At 38.5% G+C, this 18,577-nt stretch carries 18 protein-coding genes, 1 tRNA gene and 4 pseudogenes; 13 read left to right on the top strand and 10 right to left on the bottom strand.

Going from position 1 to position 18,577, the window contains the following annotated elements; genetic code table 11:
* Window positions 1-100: 100 nt before the first annotated feature.
* Entirely contained in the window at window positions 101-841 is a 741-nt protein-coding gene (locus tag JCM17102_RS15670) for a hypothetical protein (RefSeq protein ID WP_025075852.1), read from the top strand.
* Between the two features lie 37 nt (window positions 842-878).
* Here the strand turns inward: JCM17102_RS15670 and JCM17102_RS15665 are convergent, their stop codons facing one another.
* The gene (locus JCM17102_RS15665) at window positions 879-1,703 is read right to left on the bottom strand and encodes a hypothetical protein (protein ID WP_033886949.1); all 825 of its coding nucleotides are present in this window, start codon (window positions 1,701-1,703) and stop codon (window positions 879-881) included.
* A gap of 149 nt (window positions 1,704-1,852) precedes the next feature.
* Here JCM17102_RS15665 and JCM17102_RS27965 point away from each other — a divergent pair.
* A pseudogene (locus tag JCM17102_RS27965) lies at window positions 1,853-2,736 on the top strand (DMT family transporter).
* A 51-nt stretch (window positions 2,737-2,787) separates the two neighbouring features.
* On the opposite strand, the gene JCM17102_RS15655 reads toward JCM17102_RS27965, so the two are convergent.
* Window positions 2,788-2,861: transfer RNA gene (locus JCM17102_RS15655), tRNA-Thr, on the bottom strand.
* A 100-nt stretch (window positions 2,862-2,961) separates the two neighbouring features.
* Between JCM17102_RS15655 and JCM17102_RS15650 the strand changes: the two genes are divergently transcribed.
* Complete coding sequence (locus tag JCM17102_RS15650) at window positions 2,962-3,564, top strand: TlpA family protein disulfide reductase (protein WP_025075850.1); 603 nt, start codon at window positions 2,962-2,964, stop codon at window positions 3,562-3,564.
* A 113-nt stretch (window positions 3,565-3,677) separates the two neighbouring features.
* Here the strand turns inward: JCM17102_RS15650 and JCM17102_RS15645 are convergent, their stop codons facing one another.
* Window positions 3,678-4,409: a class I SAM-dependent methyltransferase gene (locus JCM17102_RS15645; protein ID WP_025075849.1), complete on the bottom strand. Its 732-nt coding sequence runs from the start codon at window positions 4,407-4,409 to the stop codon at window positions 3,678-3,680.
* Between the two features lie 93 nt (window positions 4,410-4,502).
* On the opposite strand from JCM17102_RS15645, the gene JCM17102_RS15640 reads away from it, so the two are divergent.
* Complete coding sequence (locus JCM17102_RS15640) at window positions 4,503-4,688, top strand: hypothetical protein (protein ID WP_025075848.1); 186 nt, start codon at window positions 4,503-4,505, stop codon at window positions 4,686-4,688.
* A 237-nt stretch (window positions 4,689-4,925) separates the two neighbouring features.
* Here the strand turns inward: JCM17102_RS15640 and JCM17102_RS15635 are convergent, their stop codons facing one another.
* The 6 genes and pseudogenes from JCM17102_RS15635 to JCM17102_RS27955 form a co-directional block, all read right to left on the bottom strand.
* The gene (locus tag JCM17102_RS15635; protein ID WP_025075847.1) at window positions 4,926-5,303 is read right to left on the bottom strand and encodes a VOC family protein; all 378 of its coding nucleotides are present in this window, start codon (window positions 5,301-5,303) and stop codon (window positions 4,926-4,928) included.
* Between the two features lie 17 nt (window positions 5,304-5,320).
* Entirely contained in the window at window positions 5,321-6,394 is a 1,074-nt protein-coding gene (locus JCM17102_RS15630; RefSeq protein ID WP_025075846.1) for a DUF4468 domain-containing protein, read from the bottom strand.
* Between the two features lie 13 nt (window positions 6,395-6,407).
* A complete protein-coding gene (locus JCM17102_RS15625) occupies window positions 6,408-7,139 on the bottom strand; it encodes an MBL fold metallo-hydrolase (RefSeq protein WP_025075845.1) in 732 nt (243 codons plus the stop codon).
* A 67-nt stretch (window positions 7,140-7,206) separates the two neighbouring features.
* A pseudogene (gene pdxH / locus JCM17102_RS27960) lies at window positions 7,207-7,850 on the bottom strand (pyridoxamine 5'-phosphate oxidase).
* A gap of 30 nt (window positions 7,851-7,880) precedes the next feature.
* The gene (locus tag JCM17102_RS15615; protein ID WP_025075844.1) at window positions 7,881-8,585 is read right to left on the bottom strand and encodes a pirin family protein; all 705 of its coding nucleotides are present in this window, start codon (window positions 8,583-8,585) and stop codon (window positions 7,881-7,883) included.
* A 59-nt stretch (window positions 8,586-8,644) separates the two neighbouring features.
* Window positions 8,645-9,645, bottom strand: a pseudogene (locus JCM17102_RS27955) (2-hydroxyacid dehydrogenase).
* 207 nt (window positions 9,646-9,852) lie between these two features.
* Between JCM17102_RS27955 and JCM17102_RS15605 the strand changes: the two are divergent.
* On the top strand, window positions 9,853-11,205 hold the full coding sequence (locus JCM17102_RS15605) for an OmpP1/FadL family transporter (protein ID WP_025075843.1): 1,353 nt from the start codon (window positions 9,853-9,855) through the stop codon (window positions 11,203-11,205).
* 155 nt (window positions 11,206-11,360) lie between these two features.
* Here JCM17102_RS15605 and JCM17102_RS27950 read toward each other — a convergent pair.
* Window positions 11,361-12,649, bottom strand: a pseudogene (locus tag JCM17102_RS27950) (DcaP family trimeric outer membrane transporter).
* Window positions 12,650-12,812: 163 nt separating this feature from the next.
* Between JCM17102_RS27950 and JCM17102_RS15590 the strand changes: the two are divergent.
* The 8 genes from JCM17102_RS15590 to JCM17102_RS24255 all read left to right on the top strand — a co-directional run.
* Window positions 12,813-13,316, top strand: a complete 504-nt coding sequence (locus JCM17102_RS15590) for an RNA polymerase sigma factor (protein ID WP_025075842.1) — start codon at window positions 12,813-12,815, stop codon at window positions 13,314-13,316.
* Between the two features lie 363 nt (window positions 13,317-13,679).
* Window positions 13,680-14,360 (top strand): queuosine precursor transporter, encoded by a 681-nt coding sequence (locus JCM17102_RS15585; protein ID WP_025075841.1) that lies wholly within the window; start codon window positions 13,680-13,682, stop codon window positions 14,358-14,360.
* Window positions 14,361-14,436: 76 nt separating this feature from the next.
* Window positions 14,437-15,096: a 7-cyano-7-deazaguanine synthase QueC gene (gene queC, locus JCM17102_RS15580; RefSeq protein WP_025075840.1), complete on the top strand. Its 660-nt coding sequence runs from the start codon at window positions 14,437-14,439 to the stop codon at window positions 15,094-15,096.
* A gap of 486 nt (window positions 15,097-15,582) precedes the next feature.
* Complete coding sequence (queF, locus tag JCM17102_RS15575; protein ID WP_025075839.1) at window positions 15,583-16,038, top strand: preQ(1) synthase; 456 nt, start codon at window positions 15,583-15,585, stop codon at window positions 16,036-16,038.
* A 66-nt stretch (window positions 16,039-16,104) separates the two neighbouring features.
* On the top strand, window positions 16,105-16,611 hold the full coding sequence (locus JCM17102_RS15570) for an RNA polymerase sigma-70 factor (protein ID WP_025075838.1): 507 nt from the start codon (window positions 16,105-16,107) through the stop codon (window positions 16,609-16,611).
* 38 nt (window positions 16,612-16,649) lie between these two features.
* A complete protein-coding gene (locus JCM17102_RS29135) occupies window positions 16,650-17,198 on the top strand; it encodes a hypothetical protein (protein ID WP_139262198.1) in 549 nt (182 codons plus the stop codon).
* Window positions 17,199-17,825 (top strand): FecR family protein, encoded by a 627-nt coding sequence (locus JCM17102_RS29130; RefSeq protein WP_306302484.1) that lies wholly within the window; start codon window positions 17,199-17,201, stop codon window positions 17,823-17,825.
* Between the two features lie 133 nt (window positions 17,826-17,958).
* Window positions 17,959-18,577: DUF4974 domain-containing protein (locus tag JCM17102_RS24255; RefSeq protein ID WP_033886948.1), on the top strand; the 619-nt coding region annotated here is incomplete at its 3' end.

Below are 18,577 nucleotides of genomic sequence, written 5' to 3'. Positions count from 1 at the left end.
TGGTGCTTTATAAGGGGATAAGGATGGAACCTTAAATTAAAATATTAATATATAAACTTTTATAGACTGATAGATCTTATCTTAATTAAAAAATTTAGGCATGAAATATAATATTTCAGGAGTAGACAGGGAACTTGCAAAAAAAATGCAAGGTAGAGAAGGTAAAGAGCTAAAATTAACCCTTCTAGAAAAAATTAGAGAACAAGAGATGATGTTGGATTTGTTTAAAAAAAGTATCAATCACTGTAATCAACAAATTCAATATTGTATTGATAAGGCTAATAATGAGCAAGATGTTTTAAAGAAACAAGAGTATGAAACTCAAAGAATTGTATTTGATGACAATAAATTGATTTGGAATATTTCCGGTTTTGTCAATTTGATCTCGATTGATATAAAAACGATACAAGTGGGGATGTTTTTTGCAGAAACAGAGTGGCATAAAAGATTTTATGCAAGGCAGATATGTACTATTATGTATGAATCATCAAAAGACATATTTGAATTATTAGGTAAAAACTTTAAAGATCTCGTATCTAAGAGGATTGATATAACGGCCTTTGAGTTAGAACTTAAAAATATCCGTTCTCGACTAAATCAATTTCAATCGAAGAATTCCACATACTTATACACCGTAAGAAATAACACTGCAGCTCATAAAGATCAAGACGTTTTAAATCAACTGGATATTATTACTAATATTAACTGGTCGAGTATAATAGGAACAACTATGGAATTTGAAAGTATTATCAATGATTTAGGAGTTTTTTTGCAGAAGCTAATAAACTCTGGATTAAATAATCTCAAAAAATCTCCTTTAGGAAGAGAAGGAGGCTTATAGAAGTTTAAATATGTTGATAAATCTTTCCTTTCTTATTTTATCCAACTTTAGTTTGTATTTCTTCAAACTCTTGTTTGCTTATTTCTGTAATATCGATTAATTCACTATCATCCTGAAGTTCGTATAAACTATATGAATCGCTTTGGTTAGGTTCCATTGAAATGTATTCATGATCTTCAGTAACAATAATACCTTTGATTACTTCACCATTGCGATAATGCATATAGTGATGATATTCAGCGGATCTGTCATAGAAATGGATATAATGTTCAATGGATTGCAGATGATATGTTTTGATTGTTTGTTGAAAAAAATGGTAGAGCTTGTCGAAGATATCTTGTGAAATAAAGATTTTGGCTTCAAAGCTGATTTGGCAGGAATGAAAAGTTTCTTCATTAATGAAAAATACACATTCTTGCTCCTTCAGATATTGTTTTGCTACGGATTTTGCTGTTGTAGTTATCTTCTTCCAATCTTCTTCATAGTTTTCAGAAGGTAAAATAAAACTCATGGAGAATACCGTTAGCGGTTCATCTTCAATGTACATCAAAGCTAAAGTAAATGCTACATCTTTGCCTTGATACTCCGTATGTATATATAGCTTGCTGTCTTTTGGCTCTTCTTCTTTAAATGTTTGTTCGGAATCTCGTTTTAATATGTCTTCGAGAATACGAAACGATTTGCGCACTTTATTACGTTCCAGAATTTTTTTCCAATATAACCATGCAAGATATAGTCCTCCTGAAATGAAGCCTAAATCTCTTAATTCTGGTAATTCTTCACACTGTGCCCATAAGATGAACAATGCAATAAGTAGTATAATTAATATAGGTAAATTGTCGTGTCTTTTTTTCTTTCTCATTTTAGTGTTGTATTTATATTCTTTCTTATGCCAAGTTACATATTTATATTTGAATAATTATGATAATCAGCAAAAAAGTACGATTTTTGTATTGAAATTCGATATTATGATCGAAAGTAAGAATATAGAAGATAAAAACAGATCATGTTATGAATCGTATAAAAGGCATATTGTATGCAGCGGCATCTTCCTCTACTTTTGGGTTAGCTCCGTTTTTTCTATCACGTTGTTGTTGGCAGGATTTTCATCTTTTGAGGTACTTTCCTATCGCTGGGGAGTAGCTGCTATTACTTTGACGATCATTGGTTTGCTCTCTGGATGTAATTTCCGGTTGAGCAGAAGGGATTTTATTGTCGTGTTCTGTTTGAGTTTATTTCGGGCTGCCACTTCTTTTAGTTTGATTGTCGCTTATCAGAATATTGCGAGTGGAGTTGCTTCTACTATTCATTTTATGTATCCATTGGCTGTTGCGTTAGTAATGATGTTCTTTTTCGGGGAGAAGAAATCTATGTGGGTGATTATTGCTGTTTTGATGTCACTGTTTGGAGCATCCATGCTTTCTTCAGGAGAACTGAATGTTGAGAATGGAAATACAACAATCGGATTAATTGGGGCCTGTGTTTCTGTCTTTTCTTATGCAGGTTATATTATCGGAGTTCGGAAGACGAGGGCTGTGCAGATTAATTCCACTGTTCTGACTTGTTATGTCATGGGGATAGGAACTATTTTCTATCTAATAGGATGCGGCTGTACAACCGGACTCCGAATGGTAACAGATGAATATACCTGGTTGATTATTTTGGGGCTCGCTTTACCGGCTACAGCTATTTCTAATATTACTTTGGTACAGGCTATTAAATATGCAGGTCCTACATTAACCTCTATTTTAGGAGCTATGGAACCATTGACAGCCGTAGTAATAGGTGTTTGGGCTTTTCATGAGCTTTTTACCATGAACAGTGCCGTTGGTATTTTGTTAATTCTATTGGCGGTGAGTATTGTGGTATTTCGTGAGCGTAGAATCAAAGGTTAGAATAGGGGAGGAATAAAAAATGCCGCATAAAGCGGCATTCGTTTTTGAGAGAGCCTCTTGTCGGATTCGAACCAACGACCCCGAGATTACAAATCACGTGCTCTGGCCAACTGAGCTAAAGAGGCATTTTTTCTTTTGCGGGTGCAAAGGTAAAAATATCTTTTTAATTTGCAAATACTAAGTTTACTTTTTTTATATTTGTAGTCTAACTAATAGTCGTAAAAGATGAAAAAGAAAATGATGAGTGTATGTGGTATGGCGTTTTTAGCCATCGGGTTAATCGCCTGTTCCGGTCAGAAGAAAGGAACTGAAACGGTTGAAACAGTGACAGATAGTGTAAAGAAGACAAGTGATACGATTGCGGTAGAAGCAGATAAAGTGGGATATATAGTGAAGGTAGGTGAAATGGCTCCTGATTTTACTATCATATTGACTGACGGTAAGCAAGTAACCTTGTCTTCTCTTCGTGGTAAAGTGGTTATGTTGCAATTTACGGCCAGTTGGTGCGGAGTATGTCGTAAAGAAATGCCATTTATTGAAAAAGATATTTGGTTGAAGCATAAGGATAATGCTGATTTTGCTTTGATTGGCATTGATCGCGACGAACCTCTGGATAAAGTTCTTGCTTTTGCCAAGTCTACCGGAGTAACTTATCCATTGGGATTAGATCCCGGTGCTGATATTTTTGCGAAATATGCGCTACGGGATGCAGGAATAACAAGAAATGTCTTGATTGACCGTGAAGGACGAATTGTGATGCTGACACGTTTGTATAACGAAGAAGAGTTCGCATCACTTGTAGAGAAAATCAATGAAATGCTGAAATAGTAATATTTACATTTTCCATTAAAACAAGAGGGGAAGAAATATTGAATGAGTCAAAATGTATCACTTGTATATTTCCCCTCTTTGCTATTCTCTGTTCAAATGAAGTTGATTCTTTAAATAATACTCAACTTAGTCAAATAGTCATAGTGTTTTCCTTCCTTGACTAACTCTGCTTTAAATCCGCACTCATAAGCATATAAACTGAGTGTCTGGAAATCTACGTATAACCAATCAAACGGTTCTCCTTTAATTTCCTTGTATTGCATTTGAAAATCGATCTCTCCGTAATAATCTCCGGCAAGATTAATTAGCATACTTCCGTCTTCTTCTTCGAAAAGATAACGCAGATCGCTAGAATCCATTAAGATACATCCATTCGGACGCAGGATACGTTTCATTCGTTGGAAGAAAGCTGGCATATTACTAAGCTTTCCGATGATACCTGAACCATTCATAAGCATTAAGATGGTATCGAATGATTCGGTGAATGTCTCATCGAAAAGATTGATGAGGCGGCAATCTTTTACACCGCGCTTTTTCATTACATCGACAGAAAGTGGTGAAATATCGATAGCACAGACCTCTTTTTCCATTTCCTGAAGTGCTAAAGCATGGCAACCGCTTCCTGCACCGACGTCCAGAATATGTCCCTTAGCCATCTGAAGGGCAGTACGCTCCAGCAAAGGCATAGCTTGCATACTACGAAAAAGTTGTTTCACCGGGATCTCATCCTCATCGAATAGGGAAGAGAATACACGCAAACGATTGGCTTTGTGATGATTGAAATAGTCGGCTATTGCAGCACCCATCGGGTCTTTTTCAGCAGGGAGGATGATTGTTTCCATTTTGGTGGTATAAGATTGTTTAATTGACAAAGATAGATATTTTCGTAGAAAAGGGTTATCTTTGCAGTTGAAAAAAATAAATCACCAATAGATATGAGTATAGAAGATGCAATAATGGGTGGGATCGTTTTTAAAGGTAAGAAAGACGGTCCGAAACCAGAGGAGAAGGTAAAAACGAAAGCAAAAAAGGCAACATATATTCGTGGACAACATGGTTCTGGAGCTGCGAAGATGAAAGCGGAAATTCGTAGAAAAAGAGCAAATAGACATAAAAAATAAGCGGAAAATGAATATAATTATTAGTATATTGGTGTTTGTATTAGGATTGAAAGGTTTTTTTTGCTGCTGGATTTGACACATTTGTGGATTGGTTTAAGGCAAATCCTGACGCGATTTGATAGTAATGTGTGTGGTAAATATGTTTTTTCAGGGGTGTCTATAAAGCGATTGTTATAAAATGAATGAGATAAAAAAGCGGGGCAACACTAAAATGTGCTGCCCCGCTTTTTTATCTCATTATTTCTGAGGAAGAATTTCAATCCAATAATCGTCTGGGTCGTTGATGAAATAGAGTCCCATGACAGTGTTTTCAAAGCAAACGCAATTCATTTCCTTGTGATATTGACGTATCTTTTCGTAATCACCGGCTACGCGGAAGCATAAATGACTTTCATTTTCTCCCAATTCGTAAGGTTCCGGATGAGCTTTCAGCCATGTCAGTTCCAGTAGAAATCCGGTTTCATTATCCGTCAGATATACCAGGATGAACGAACCGTCGGGGGCCTCTTTCCGGTGATGTTCCTTTAAGCCAAGCGCTTTCTCATAGAAAGCAATACTTCTTTTCAGGTTTGTTACATTAATATTGAAATGATCGAATTTGCTTTTGATTTCCATTCTTTTTTTAATCCAATTTATTTCTTCATTAAGATTTTAGTGATTTCTCCCACATAAGTGCGAGGTTGCCCGGATTTGGCTTCTTGCACACTTAGCTTCTTGCATTCAATAACAGCTGTCGGAGCTGTTTGGTTCGGAGCATAAAGTTTTAATGTGTAATTTCCTGCTTTATCCATTGCTTCATAAGGTTGATCGGCGGATAATGAGCAGTAAGCAACTACCTTACCAGACTGTTTGCCTAAAGCACCACCGGCGTTGGCTGTCATGTTCGTCATATTAAATTCTTCATCACCAATAGAAATCACTAACTTACAATTCCCAATCAAAGCATATAATTCTGCTGGAATTTGTTTCAGATCAACTTCGATATAACCCGGCATATCTGCAGATTCTTTTCCGGCTGTGGTAAGATTACCACCTTGCCCTATAACCACAGGACCTGCTCCGGCAACAATGGAAGTAGCTTTATTTTCTTCCTCTTTTTTCTTCTGAGCTTTTGGACGGGTATCTGGTGCTCCGAAGGCTACGGCTACGTCAAAGAACAAGTCATCAGCGAAGTCTACAGTTTTTCTACGCCATTTTGCCATTGCGCGTACCAATTTCTTTTTGTCTTTCTTAAGAGCATACTTATCGGTGATCCATTCTTCAGCCTTATAATTTTCCGTATCGCGGTAGTTATAACGAATCTTTTCCAGCTCAACGCGACAACTATTAGGCATACAAGTAACTGTAATCTGATAGTTCATCAAAGAGCGGTCTAACATCAGAGCAGCGGATCTGAACACTAACCATTCTTCACCTATTCCGGCGATGGTTCCTTCTGCCTGGTTTTCATAAACCACACGACTTTCCTGATTATTATTTTCTTTCAGACGCTCTGTTATCCACTTTTTCATAGTGTCGTAGATTTGTGCTTGACTCATTCCGGGAATCTGGAATTCTTTTGAGAATACTACTTTACCATCTACTTCCGGAACAGCTCCCGCAAGATATCTGGTATCATCTCTTTTTTCTTTTAAAGATTCGGCTCTCGTTGCCATCGGCAAACCTACGAGAAACAGTGTAAGAAACAGAATTGCTAACTTCTTCATAATTATTATGTGTTTATTTGGTTATTTCAAAACTTTCTCCCCGGTGGGTGATGTTGATGAAACGGCACCCCGCTTCTTCAGCAAAATTATAGAACGCGTTACCACCTTCATAATCTTCACTGAAGTGCATGGGCACAAATATAGTAGTTTTTATTTGTTCAATGAACTGTTTTGCACCTTTCATGTAATTTTTTCCCATTCTACGGTCCACAGGAAATAGTACCAGATCAATATTCGGTGCTTTTTCTTTTAAATATTTAACTTCTGCAAGGAAGTCACCATTAGCTTTTCGTATCTCTTCTTCCGTTGATTCTTCACTCCAATGCCAATTGTTCAGGTCACCGGCATGGAAAATGCTCCACCCTTGCAAATGAAGCAGGAATGAACTTCCTACATCCGTTGAGCCGAAAACGTCGATTCGAATCGTATCGTCTTCGTATGTTTCCCCTTTTTGTATATAGATAGCATCTTCGATTTTCGCACGATGATGTTTTAGGATGTCTTTAGAGAAAATATAGTGGGTATCAGGACGCTGTTCTTTCCAGCTTAGGATTTCACGATTGAAATGGTCGGGATGAAAATGAGTGGACAATACATACAATTTACCCGGTCTATTAAGCAGGTAGTCATGAACAATTCCTCGGTCTCGTTCAGTTTCCGATGAATCTTTGTAGTAGTCTATAATCACAGTTACGCCTTCGGCTTCGATGGCGAAACCACTATGATAAATATAATCCAGTATCATACACTGTTCATTTATAGGTTGCAATATTAAGTATTCTAATTGGAGTAGCCAAAAAAAATCGACGAAATCAGGGAGCAAGCCGACTGATTTCCCAATTGCCTTTTGGCTCAAGAGTATACAGAAAACGATCGTGTAACCGATTAGGTCTTCCTTGCCAGAATTCTATTCTCGTTGGAGTAACGGCATAACCTCCCCAATTCTCCGGTCTTTCAGCTTCTCTACCTACCATCGGGCTGCTTCTTGTACGAATCTACGCATCAATTGCATCCGGTTCGCGATAGGTTGGCTTTGTGGAGATATCCGCGCTCCGATTCGGCTTTTGTAAGGTCGCTGGCGGAAATACTCATCCGATTCTTTCGGAGAAACTTTCGTTGCCTTTCCTTCTATATGTACTTGCCTTTCGAGTTCGTGCCAAACGAAAGAGAGGGAGATGAAGGGGTTGTGTGCTAACTGCTTTCCCTTTCGACTGTCATAATTCGTATAAAAAATAAATTTTCCATCACTCAGCCCTTTTAGCAATACAGTGCGAGTAGACGGTTTTCCATCTGCCGACACTGTACTTACAATTACGGCTGTCGGCTCGTTTACTTTAGCGTCGATTGCTTCTTGCAACCAACGGTCGAAAAGCAAAAGCGGGTTGTCGGGAAGTTCGCTTTCCCTCAACCCGCCTTTGGTATATTCCTGCCGGATACCAGCTAGATTTATTTTCATAATTGAATAGTTACGATTAACATGATTATTCTACATCGGTACTTCGATCAATAAGATATATGAATCTTTTAAAGTTTCCAGTTCGAAACTTATAGTATCATAAATTCCTATTCCGTCACGACGTTTCAAAACTTCACCGTCTACAATGATTTCTCCTTCAATGAGGAAAATGTAGACTCCGGCATGACTTTGGTGCATATGATAACCAAGTTTCTTTCCGGCTTCTACTTTACCGATAGAAAACCAAGTATCTTGCAATAACGAAGCAGGAGTACTTCCGTCAGGCGATACGATAACAGCCAATTCATTGGGCCGTTCCAGATCCCGGATACTGAAATCCTGATAAACGGGGCGAGTATTCCGTTCTCTTGGCATAATCCATATCTGTAGAAATTCTACTGGTTCTACGGGGCTGGCGTTCATTTCGCTATGAAAGATTCCTGTTCCGGCACTCATTACTTGAATGTCTCCAACAGTGATAATCCGGCTGTTTTTCTTGCTGTCTCCATGTTGTAAATGTCCTTTTAGCGGGATGGAGACAATTTCCATATTTTTATGAGGATGGGTCTGAAATCCTTCTCCGGGTGCTACCTTGTCATCATTCAATACACGAAGCGCACCGAAATTGATGCGATCGGAATCGAAATATTCATCGAAGCTGAAGGTATGATAACTATCTAACCAATCATATTTCGAATGTCCTCTCGTTTCTGCTTTATGTATTACTTTTTTCATATATCTCTCCTTTTTTAATGTTTATATGTTTTCTAAACAATAGGAGAATTAGAAAAGTTCTACTTCTTCACTTCATTTAGCAAAGGCTTATGATTGATGAAGTCTTTAATATTTTGTAATGTTGTCATGGCGATGTTCTCCATTGCTCCTTAGTAAAGAAAGCTTGGTGGGAAGTGACAATCACGTTGTTGAATGAAAGTAGACGTGCCAGTACATCATCGTCGATAATACGGTCGGATTGGTCTTCATAGAAGTATTCACTTTCTTCTTCATATACGTCCAATCCGGCAGAGCCGATCTTCTTGTTTTTTAAACCTTCAATCAGGGCGTTGGTATGAATTAATTGTCCACGACCGGTATTGATAATCATTACACCATTTTTCATCTTACTGATAGAATAGTCGTTGATAAGGTATTTGGTCTGTTCGGTAAGGGGGCAATGAAGAGAGATAATATCAGAGCTATGGTACAATTCATCCAACGAAGTATATACGATCTGTTCTTCTCGGGCAAAGTTATGGTCCGGATAAAGGTCATAGGCTAATATATTCATACCGAATCCTTTTAGAATATGAATCAGGATTTTGGCAATTTTACCCGTACCGATGATACCCGCTGTCTTTCCATGCATATCGAATCCCATTAATCCGTGAAGCGAAAAGTTCCCGTCTTTGGTACGCCAGGTGGCACGTGGTATCTTTCTGTTTAATGATAACATGAGGGCAACGGTATATTCAGCTACAGCGTAAGGTGAATAGGCCGGTACGCGCACAACGGTAATGTTGTTTATCGCTGCTGCATTCAGGTCTACATTATTGAATCCAGCACAGCGCAGGGCAATTAACTTTACTCCGTTAGCAGCCATAATGCGTATAACTTCAGCGTCGGCGACATCATTGACAAAAATACATACGGCATCTACTCCTTGTGTAAGGAGTACATTATTTTTATTCAGATGTCCTTTATAATACCGAAGTTCAAATCCGAATTCTTTATTTTTATTGTTGAAAGAAGCTTCATCGTAGGGTTTTGTTCCAAAGAAAGCAATTGTATAGGCCATAATGATCTGTTTTTATTATAAATAATAAACGTCCGGGTTAGCTGATTTGTTCATCTTTAAGTCTTTTGTAAATATGAATCGTTTCATGAGAAACAGTTTATGTTTTCAATTAAATTAGTCCATAAAATGAAAATAAGTGCACATATATATTTCCTATGTGCAATATTGTTGTACCTTTGCGCCCAAAATAACTTAAAAAAGATTTAGATGAGAAAAATTTCTTTGGTTAGCATTGTGATGCTAATCGTTTCAATTTCAACTTTTGCCGGGGGGATCCTGACAAATACAAATCAACACGCTGCATTTCTTCGTATGTTATCTCGTGGTGCTACTACCGAAATAGACGCTGCTTTGTCTAATCCTGCCGGTTTGGCATTCTTGCCGAATGATGGTTTTCATATGGGTTTGAGTATTCAAAGTGCTTTCCAAACAAGAAATATTGATGCTAGTTTTTTCACTTTTAGCGGTTATGATGGAACGAATCCTATTGTTTCCGACCAACCGTTCAATAAGTATTATAAAGGGAAAGCTGCTGCTCCGGTTATTCCCAGTTTGTTTGCTGCTTATAAAAAAGGTGATTGGACAATCTCCGGTTTCTTTGCGATTACTGCCGGAGGAGGAAAAGCTTCGTTTGACGATGGTCTGCCTATGTTCGAATCGTTGGCTATGGCAGGTATCTTCCAAACAGCTTTGAAGAAAGAAGGCAAGATTGTGACTCCTGATATGTACAACATCAACAGTGCTATGGATGGCAAACAATATATTTATTCTGTGCAATTGGGCTTGACCTACAGAATCAATGAATGGCTTTCTGCATTTGGTGGTGGGCGTATGAACTACTTTACGGGTGGTTATAAAGGCTTTCTGCGAGCTAATTTGAAAGAGGCTTTAGGTGGTGCGCAACTAATGGATCCTCTGGAACTGGACTGCGACCAAACGGGTTGGGGATTAACTCCGGTTATCGGTGTTGATGCTAAGTTTGGTAAGTTCAATATTGGCGCGAAGTATGAGTTTAAAACGAATTTAAATATTGAGAACAATACGAAACAGAATACCGCTGCTGATGGTGCACTAGCTGCCTTTAGGCATGGTGTGAATACTCCGAATGATATACCTTCTATGCTTTCGGTAGCAGTGGCTTATGAGTTCATTCCGACATTGCGTGCATCAGTAGAATATCACTTCTATGATGATAAGAAAGCAGGTATGGCGGATGGTAAGCAGAAATTCTTGACCAAGGGAACTAATGAGTATCTTGCCGGTATTGAATGGGATGTTACTAAATACCTGACGTTGAGTTGTGGTGGTCAGATTACTGATTACGGATTGTCCGATAACTTTCAAAGCGATACCAGTTTCTCTTGTGACTCTTATACTTTGGGTTTTGGAGCAAAATTGAAGTTGAGTGAAAGAGCTGCTTTAAACGTGGGGTACATGTGGACTAACTATGACGATTACACGAAGACCTCTAAGAATTATAACAATATAGGGTTGAGTGGCACGAATGTATATAGCCGTACTAATAAGGTATTTGGTGTAAGTATAGATTACAGATTTTGATTTCATAGTCCCACCTTTCATAATAGGAAGAAGCCGTCTCGGACATTGTCTTGAGACGGCTTCATTAATATTTAATATCATGTAAATTTGATATAATACTTTCGGGTTGAAAGCTTGATATAGCTCCCAAGTACTCCAATCGAATTCAAGTTGGATTAGAAAGAATACTGTACCAACGCATTCAACCGATTCGCATGACGGGTGGAAGTATTAAAGTCAGTGCGCCATCCTCTCAAGTATTCTACACCTACTTGCAAATTACTGCTGACATTCCAGAATGCATTAGCAACGAGGTATTGTCCTTTACGATAGGATTCCGGGTTGGAGCTTGGATAATTATGTTCGGAATAAAGTCTGGACAAACTATATGTTCCGGATACAAACACATTCGGAGTAATGTTATACTGTAAACCTGCATACCAACCAACATCGGGAGAACTTGCATTTTACCTTCATTTTCCGGATCCGGAACGATGTCTACATTCAAGTTACTAAGGTCGTTCAGATATGAGCCGATTCCTTTGCCATAATTAAACTGTCCGTATACTTGCCATTTTTTAGTGATATTGAATGTACTGGAAGCTTGCAAACCGAATCCGGTAGTGGAAAAAGCTTTATTATGCACTGCGCTTGAATAAGTCATACTGCGAACAATAGCTGCCAGTTTGATGTGACCATTATTATTCCAGTTGTACTGTGCAGAAGCGGCAAAATCCGGCATTCGCTGCGTACTGACGGAAACGTCATTGTTGGTAGTACCATCTACAGAAGGCATTTCTACAGCAACACCAAGTTTCCAGTTTTTTAGTTTACTGTACATATAGCTTAATTGGGTTGTACGGTAGAAGGCAGAACCGTTAGGACCGGCAAAGTCGATCGTAGGCGGGAGGGCAGAAAGATCCATGAATGTACCATAATTATATCCGATGGTGAATCCGAGGAATTGCGCATAAGCATTTTGCAATTCAAATGTTTTTCCGTCACCACGAAAGTTTCCGGCGGTATATATCACAAAATCACCGAGACGTTTGGTATGTCCAACTAACTTTAAGAAGAGGGTGGAAGTACTGATATCCATCTGGAATTGATTCTTCGCAAAATTACCATTACCTTTTTGGGGAATCAATGCCGGATAGAAATCCACGTCGTTTACTATGCCGCCGAAGTCATATTCAGCAGTAGCACGTACATAACCACCGATACCCAGAGCAAATTTTCCTTTTTGATCGGTCAATAGAAAACGAGGAGCGTTCGGGTCCTGAAAACGAAACTGTTGCCGGTCGTTCATGATCCGGATGATCTCATCTCCTGCCTTGTCTCGTGAGACAAACATGATGGAATTAGGTTCCTGGTCTTCTATAATTACTTTTTTTTGTGCTTGAGCGCACAAGGGGAAAATGCTTACCCCGAGTAGCATCGCTACCATCTTAAAGCTTGTTTTCATTATCAGTTAAGTTTTAGGTGAATGCCCAAACAACAACTCAAGAAAGAAATGGTTGAGAGGGGTGAAGGAAAAATTGCCAAACTTATTGGAAGAATTGCTATTTATATTCGTTCTAAAAAAGCAGATCTTTGTACCGTACTAATTAGATAAATTGAATACGACGATGGAAAAAAGAGATTTTACACAAGGAATATTAGCGATGGAATCGGATTTGCATCGTTTTGCATACAAATTGACGGCTAACCGCGATTCTGCTAATGATTTGGTACAAGACTGTGTGTTGCAGGCGTTAGACAATCATGAGAAATTTATTCATGCAAAGAATTTGAAAGGGTGGATGTACACTATTATGCGGAATATTTTCGTTAACAACTATCGTCGTGCAGCTCGTGAGATGAATATTATCGATGATAATTACTCCATCAATCAGCAAAACCTGATAGAAGATGAGGATGCCGACCGTTTTGAATCGGCTTATGACATGAAACAATTGTATCGTGTCATTCATTCTATTCCGGAGGATATGAAAATACCTTTCCAAATGTTTGTTGCTGGTTTTAAGTATCGGGAAATTGCAGAGAAATTAGGGTTGCCAATGGGAACTGTAAAGAGTCGTCTTTTCTTTATACGTAAACGATTGAAAGAAGAATTGAAAGATTTTTCATGATATAACGTGTCTCTATGATAATTATGTAGTTTAAGGTCAAAGTGATGAGCCTTCCTGTCAGATTGATGAACAATGACGGGGAGGCTTTTTTAACGTTCTTCCGAGATACAGAGTTTGTAAAATAAATCTGTTTAGTATCTTATTACTTGTAGTAGAAAAGAACTTGATCTGAATAACTTTTTTTATAACCGCTTGTTAATCAGTAAATCATTAACCATAATATATGATGAAGAAAGATACTTTTAAGAAGGAGTAAAATAAGAGAAATATTTCTTATCTTTGCTGCCCGAAGCGAATTTAAAGATGTATGATGCCGTGAATAGCGGTCGTGTATTCTAGAACACCACGTAAAAAACAGGAATTATGAAAGAAAAAGTATCTGTACCTTTTATGCTGCTTGGCATTCTCTTCAATGTATGTCTTATAGCAGCTAATCTTCTTGAAACAAAAGTGATTCAGGTAGGTGGCTTGACGGTTACTGCCGGGTTGTTGGTTTTTCCCATTTCTTATATTATTAATGATTGTATTGCCGAAGTCTGGGGATTCAAGAAGGCACGTCTTATCATCTGGAGTGGCTTTGCCATGAATTTCTTTGTGGTGGCTCTCGGACTGATAGCTGTATCTCTGCCTGCTGCACCTTTCTGGGAAGGAGAAGAACACTTCAACTTTGTATTCGGTATGGCACCACGTATTGTTGTTGCCAGTTTGATTGCTTTCCTTGTCGGTTCATTCCTCAATGCGTATGTGATGAGTAAAATGAAAGTAGCTAGTCAGGGACGTAACTTCTCGGTGCGTGCTATTCTATCAACTATTGTAGGAGAAACTGCTGATTCTCTAATCTTCTTTCCGGTTGCTTTCGGAGGTATTATTGCCTGGAAAGAATTGCTTCTGATGATGGGACTTCAGATTGTCCTGAAATCTATGTATGAAGTTATTATTCTTCCTGTAACGATTCGCGTGGTCAAACTGATCAAGAAAATAGATGGCAGCGACGTTTACGATACCAATATCTCTTACAACGTATTGAAAGTCAAAGATATTTAGCATAACTAGCCATTGTGGTTATTTATGAGTATTAGTATATCATCGCCATAAAATAATAAAAACATTAGTACTCATCATGAACAGAGATCGTGTATTAGTTGTGTTCAGCGGAGGGCAGGACTCAACCACTTGCCTGTTTTGGGCAAAACGTAATTTCAAGAAAGTATATGCACTGAGCTTTCTATATGGTCAGAAACACGAAAAAGAAGTGGAGCTGGCACGCGAAATAGCCCGGAAAGCAGAAGTAGAATTCGATGTGATGGATGTATCCTTTATCGGAAAGTTGGGACATAACTCTCTGACAGATACTACTATGGTAATGGATCAGGAAAAACCTGCGGATAGTGTTCCGAACACATTTGTGCCGGGACGTAACCTGTTCTTTCTGAGCATTGCAGCAGTCTATGCTCGAGAAAGGGGAATAAACCACCTGGTTACCGGAGTTTCCCAGACAGATTTCAGCGGTTATCCTGATTGCCGGGATGCGTTTATCAAGTCTCTTAATGTTACTCTGAATCTGGCGATGGATGAACAATTCGTGATTCATACTCCGTTGATGTGGATTGATAAAGCGGAAACATGGGCTTTAGCAGATCAATTGGGAGTGTTGGATGTGATTCGTAAGGAGACATTGACGTGTTATAATGGTATCCCCGGAGACGGTTGTGGACATTGTCCGGCTTGTAAATTACGTCAGGAGGGATTGGAAAAGTTTTTAAAGAGTAAGAATCAATAATCTCTCTATATAGAGAGTTAAAACGCATTTTTTATTGTTATTTGTCACTTTATTGTCATCGAAACTAGGATGATGTCTGTTTTTCTGTTGATGTATTGTTCGGAATCTATAGATACTAATTAGCTTCAAAGGCGTGAAACTAACTGTTTCAATAGGTGAATACTTAGTTTCAATAAGGTGAAACTATAGGTTCCAACGCTTGAAACACTTAGTTTCAATGGTTGAAACACATTGTTTCAAGGCTTGAAACTCTTGGCTTGAGCGTATGTTAGGCAAGAAAGTAACGGTTGTTTTCGGATTTAGTGCGAAACTAATGGTTCGTGTACCGCATAAATTCCGGTGATAGGTGATAGATCGGGTGATAGGTTAAAATATCATCTATCACCTCTCAAAGTACGATGAATAAACGGTTGTAGAACTTTGGTGATAGGTGATAGAGGAAAATGAGTTTTTTCTTTGTGTAGGGATCAAAATTAAAGTGAAGAAATGACTGAATTGAAAGATCAACTTTCCTTGTTGGGAAGAAAAACGGAGTATAAGCAAGATTATGCTCCTGAAGTGTTGGAAGCGTTTGATAACAAACACCCTGAAAACGATTACTGGGTACGTTTCAATTGTCCGGAGTTTACCAGTCTTTGTCCTATCACCGGACAACCGGATTTTGCGGAAATCCGTATCTCTTATATCCCTGATATTAAAATGGTAGAGAGCAAAAGTTTGAAACTTTATTTATTTAGTTTCCGTAATCATGGTGCTTTTCATGAAGATTGTGTTAATATCATAATGAAAGATTTGATCCGCCTGATGGGACCTAAATATATCGAAGTAACCGGAATTTTTACTCCTCGTGGTGGAATCTCTATCTATCCGTACGCTAACTATGGTCGTCCGGGAACAAAATACGAACAGATGGCGGAACATCGATTGGCGAATAGAGAATAATACGATTGTCCTTTAGTAAAAAAAGACTAACTTTGTGACCCAATATGTTAAAAAGATAAGTGATTCATGGAGGATAAAACGGAATTTGATCGTATGTTTAAAGAATGGTTTGCAAGGCTGTTTTTCTTTGCCAACCATTATTTGCAAGATACGGAAGCAAGCCGGGATATTGTGCATGATGCATTTGAATACGTTTGGCGGAATTATGAAAAAATGGACTCTGCTACCGTAAAAGCTTATCTTTATTCCATTGTTCGTTCGCGTTGCATTGATTATATTCGCCTGCAGAACGCCCAGGAAGATTATGCAGAATTTGTTCTTAAGATGACTCAGGACGATACGGATACGGAAGACCGTTTGTTGTGGGAAGAACGAATGATGCGTATCCGTAAGGCAATGGATAAGCTGACTCCTTTGACCAGACATGTGTTGGAAAGATGCTATAATGGTCGTAAGTCTTACAAAGAAGTAGCCGATGAACTGAATATTAGTGTAAGCTCCGTCCATAAACATATTGTTAAAGCACTTCGGGTGATACGTGAAGAAATTAAAAATGAATCGCCGGAAAGGTAACTGATTGTAGGTTGTGTCCGTAGTATAATAAACAATGTATGGATAGGTGTATGGAAATAAGTGAGTCGGAAAAGAAAGCATTAGACGTAATGGAGAACCCTAAAAGGGTGACCAGGGAAGACGTTGAGACTTTGCAGGGAGAATCTCTGCAAAATTGTCAGCTATTAGATGATATCTCTTTCTTGTTGGAAGAGGAAACTGCGGTTACTTGTCCGGATATTGATCAGGAATTGCAGTATTTCCACCGCAAACGGCAATACAAAATATTGAAGCGTCGTGTGATAGAGTGGAGTATAGCAATCGGTGCGGTAGCGGCTTTATTTATTAGTGGTATCTTCTTATTAGACAGAGAACCAGAGGCGTCTTCGGCTACTGTCGTTGAAGTAGCTGATTCGACTAATATAGTTCTGGAAGCAGATCTTTCTCCACAAGAAGTTATCTTGGATGTAGAAGATGCCGGGCAACAACACGAAACCTATTCGTTGAAAGAAATAGAAAAAACTCCGGTAGCTCAAACGGCAACTGTCCATACGAAAGAAATTAATTACCTTGATAAAAACGAGGAACAGGAAGAAGTAAATACTTAAATCCATACTCTGAGTATTCCTAGAGGGCAAATGTTCAAGATTGTTCTCTCCGATGGTACAGAAGTCTTTTTGAATGCGGGTAGTCGTCTTGCTTATCCTACAAAATTTGTTCGTAAAGAACGGATAGTGACTCTTGAAGGAGAAGCCTATTTTAAAGTAGCCAAAGACAAAGACCACCCTTTTATTGTGAAAACAGGAACGGTGGAAACTCGTGTACTGGGTACAGAATTTAACGTTAGCAGTTATTCCGCTTCGGATGTTCACGTCACATTAATCGAGGGAAGTGTACAGGTAGACGCTTCCGGTAGTTCTAAGGTTATTGTACCGGGGCAGGATTTATGTATACGTGAAGATGGAAACATGACTGTAGAAGAGGTGGATTTGCATTCCTATATGTATTGGCGAGATGGGTATTTTTATTTCGATAATCTTCCGTTGGTCGATGTACTGAAAAGTATAGGGCGTTGGTACAATGTAGGAGTCGAGTTTCGCAACACAGAGGCAATGGGCTGCAAAGTACATTTCCTTTCCGAACGTTTTCAGGGATTGGAACATACGCTTACATTACTTAACAGAATGGAAAAAGCCGATATCCGGTTGGAAGGCAATACGTTAGTTGTAGACTAATGCATGACAATTTGGTCGCTTCTGAAAAAAAAATATCACTTTCTGAAAAATATTCGTTTGAAAAGGTAACCGTTTGAAGTTTTACTCCGTATATAAACTGATAATATGAAATTCTATTTTAATAAAGTCAGTTATGAAAAAAGATCGGTTACTTGCCATTATCTTTTTTATTTCCTGGTTGGGCTCGCTTAGTGTAGGAGCACAGGAAGTGAAAGAAAAGCGGATTACGATGGAATTTAAGAACGAGCATCTGTCTTCTGCATTTAAGAGGCTCGAAAATGTATCTGGATATAAGATACTATTTGCTTATGAGGATGTCAATCAATACACAGTCGATGGAAAAGTGAAGAATCAAACCATCGAACAGGTATTGAAATTTATGATTGGCGACAAACCATTAAAATTTCTTATCGACGGGCAATTTGTGAACATCACTCCCCAAAGAAAAGAGCCGGCAAAAACTGTGGAAAAAGTAAAGGGAACAGTTGTTTCCGTCGAAGACGGTTTGCCGGTTATCGGAGCGTCTGTCCATGTAGCAGGAACAACTATCGGAGCACAAACCAATATCGATGGAAACTTTGAACTTATCAAAGTGCCCGGTGATGCAATGGTACAAATTTCTTATGTAGGAATGGAGACTGTGTCACTGCCTGTCAGTGCTGTGATGAATGTTCGAATGAAAGCAGACGTACAGACATTGGACGATGTCGTTGTGACGGGATATTACACGCAACGCAAACAAACATTTACTT

Source organism: Bacteroides faecichinchillae JCM 17102 (assembly GCF_000614145.1).
Classification (GTDB): Bacteria; Bacteroidota; Bacteroidia; order Bacteroidales; family Bacteroidaceae; genus Bacteroides; species Bacteroides faecichinchillae.
The sequence above is the reverse complement of the archived record's forward strand: the minus strand, read 5'-3'. Positions and strand labels throughout refer to the sequence as shown.

Coding starts and splice junctions, on each gene's coding strand:
- JCM17102_RS15670 (WP_025075852.1), top strand. CDS start 101: ATGAAATATAATATTTCAGGAGTAGACAGGGAACTTGCAAAAAAAATG.
- JCM17102_RS15665 (WP_033886949.1), bottom strand. CDS start 1,703: ATGAGAAAGAAAAAAAGACACGACAATTTACCTATATTAATTATACTA.
- JCM17102_RS15650 (WP_025075850.1), top strand. CDS start 2,962: ATGAAAAAGAAAATGATGAGTGTATGTGGTATGGCGTTTTTAGCCATC.
- JCM17102_RS15645 (WP_025075849.1), bottom strand. CDS start 4,409: ATGGAAACAATCATCCTCCCTGCTGAAAAAGACCCGATGGGTGCTGCA.
- JCM17102_RS15640 (WP_025075848.1), top strand. CDS start 4,503: ATGAGTATAGAAGATGCAATAATGGGTGGGATCGTTTTTAAAGGTAAG.
- JCM17102_RS15635 (WP_025075847.1), bottom strand. CDS start 5,303: ATGGAAATCAAAAGCAAATTCGATCATTTCAATATTAATGTAACAAAC.
- JCM17102_RS15630 (WP_025075846.1), bottom strand. CDS start 6,394: ATGAAGAAGTTAGCAATTCTGTTTCTTACACTGTTTCTCGTAGGTTTG.
- JCM17102_RS15625 (WP_025075845.1), bottom strand. CDS start 7,139: ATGATACTGGATTATATTTATCATAGTGGTTTCGCCATCGAAGCCGAA.
- JCM17102_RS15615 (WP_025075844.1), bottom strand. CDS start 8,585: ATGAAAAAAGTAATACATAAAGCAGAAACGAGAGGACATTCGAAATAT.
- JCM17102_RS15605 (WP_025075843.1), top strand. CDS start 9,853: ATGAGAAAAATTTCTTTGGTTAGCATTGTGATGCTAATCGTTTCAATT.
- JCM17102_RS15590 (WP_025075842.1), top strand. CDS start 12,813: ATGGAAAAAAGAGATTTTACACAAGGAATATTAGCGATGGAATCGGAT.
- JCM17102_RS15585 (WP_025075841.1), top strand. CDS start 13,680: ATGAAAGAAAAAGTATCTGTACCTTTTATGCTGCTTGGCATTCTCTTC.
- queC (WP_025075840.1), top strand. CDS start 14,437: ATGAACAGAGATCGTGTATTAGTTGTGTTCAGCGGAGGGCAGGACTCA.
- queF (WP_025075839.1), top strand. CDS start 15,583: ATGACTGAATTGAAAGATCAACTTTCCTTGTTGGGAAGAAAAACGGAG.
- JCM17102_RS15570 (WP_025075838.1), top strand. CDS start 16,105: ATGGAGGATAAAACGGAATTTGATCGTATGTTTAAAGAATGGTTTGCA.
- JCM17102_RS29135 (WP_139262198.1), top strand. CDS start 16,650: ATGGATAGGTGTATGGAAATAAGTGAGTCGGAAAAGAAAGCATTAGAC.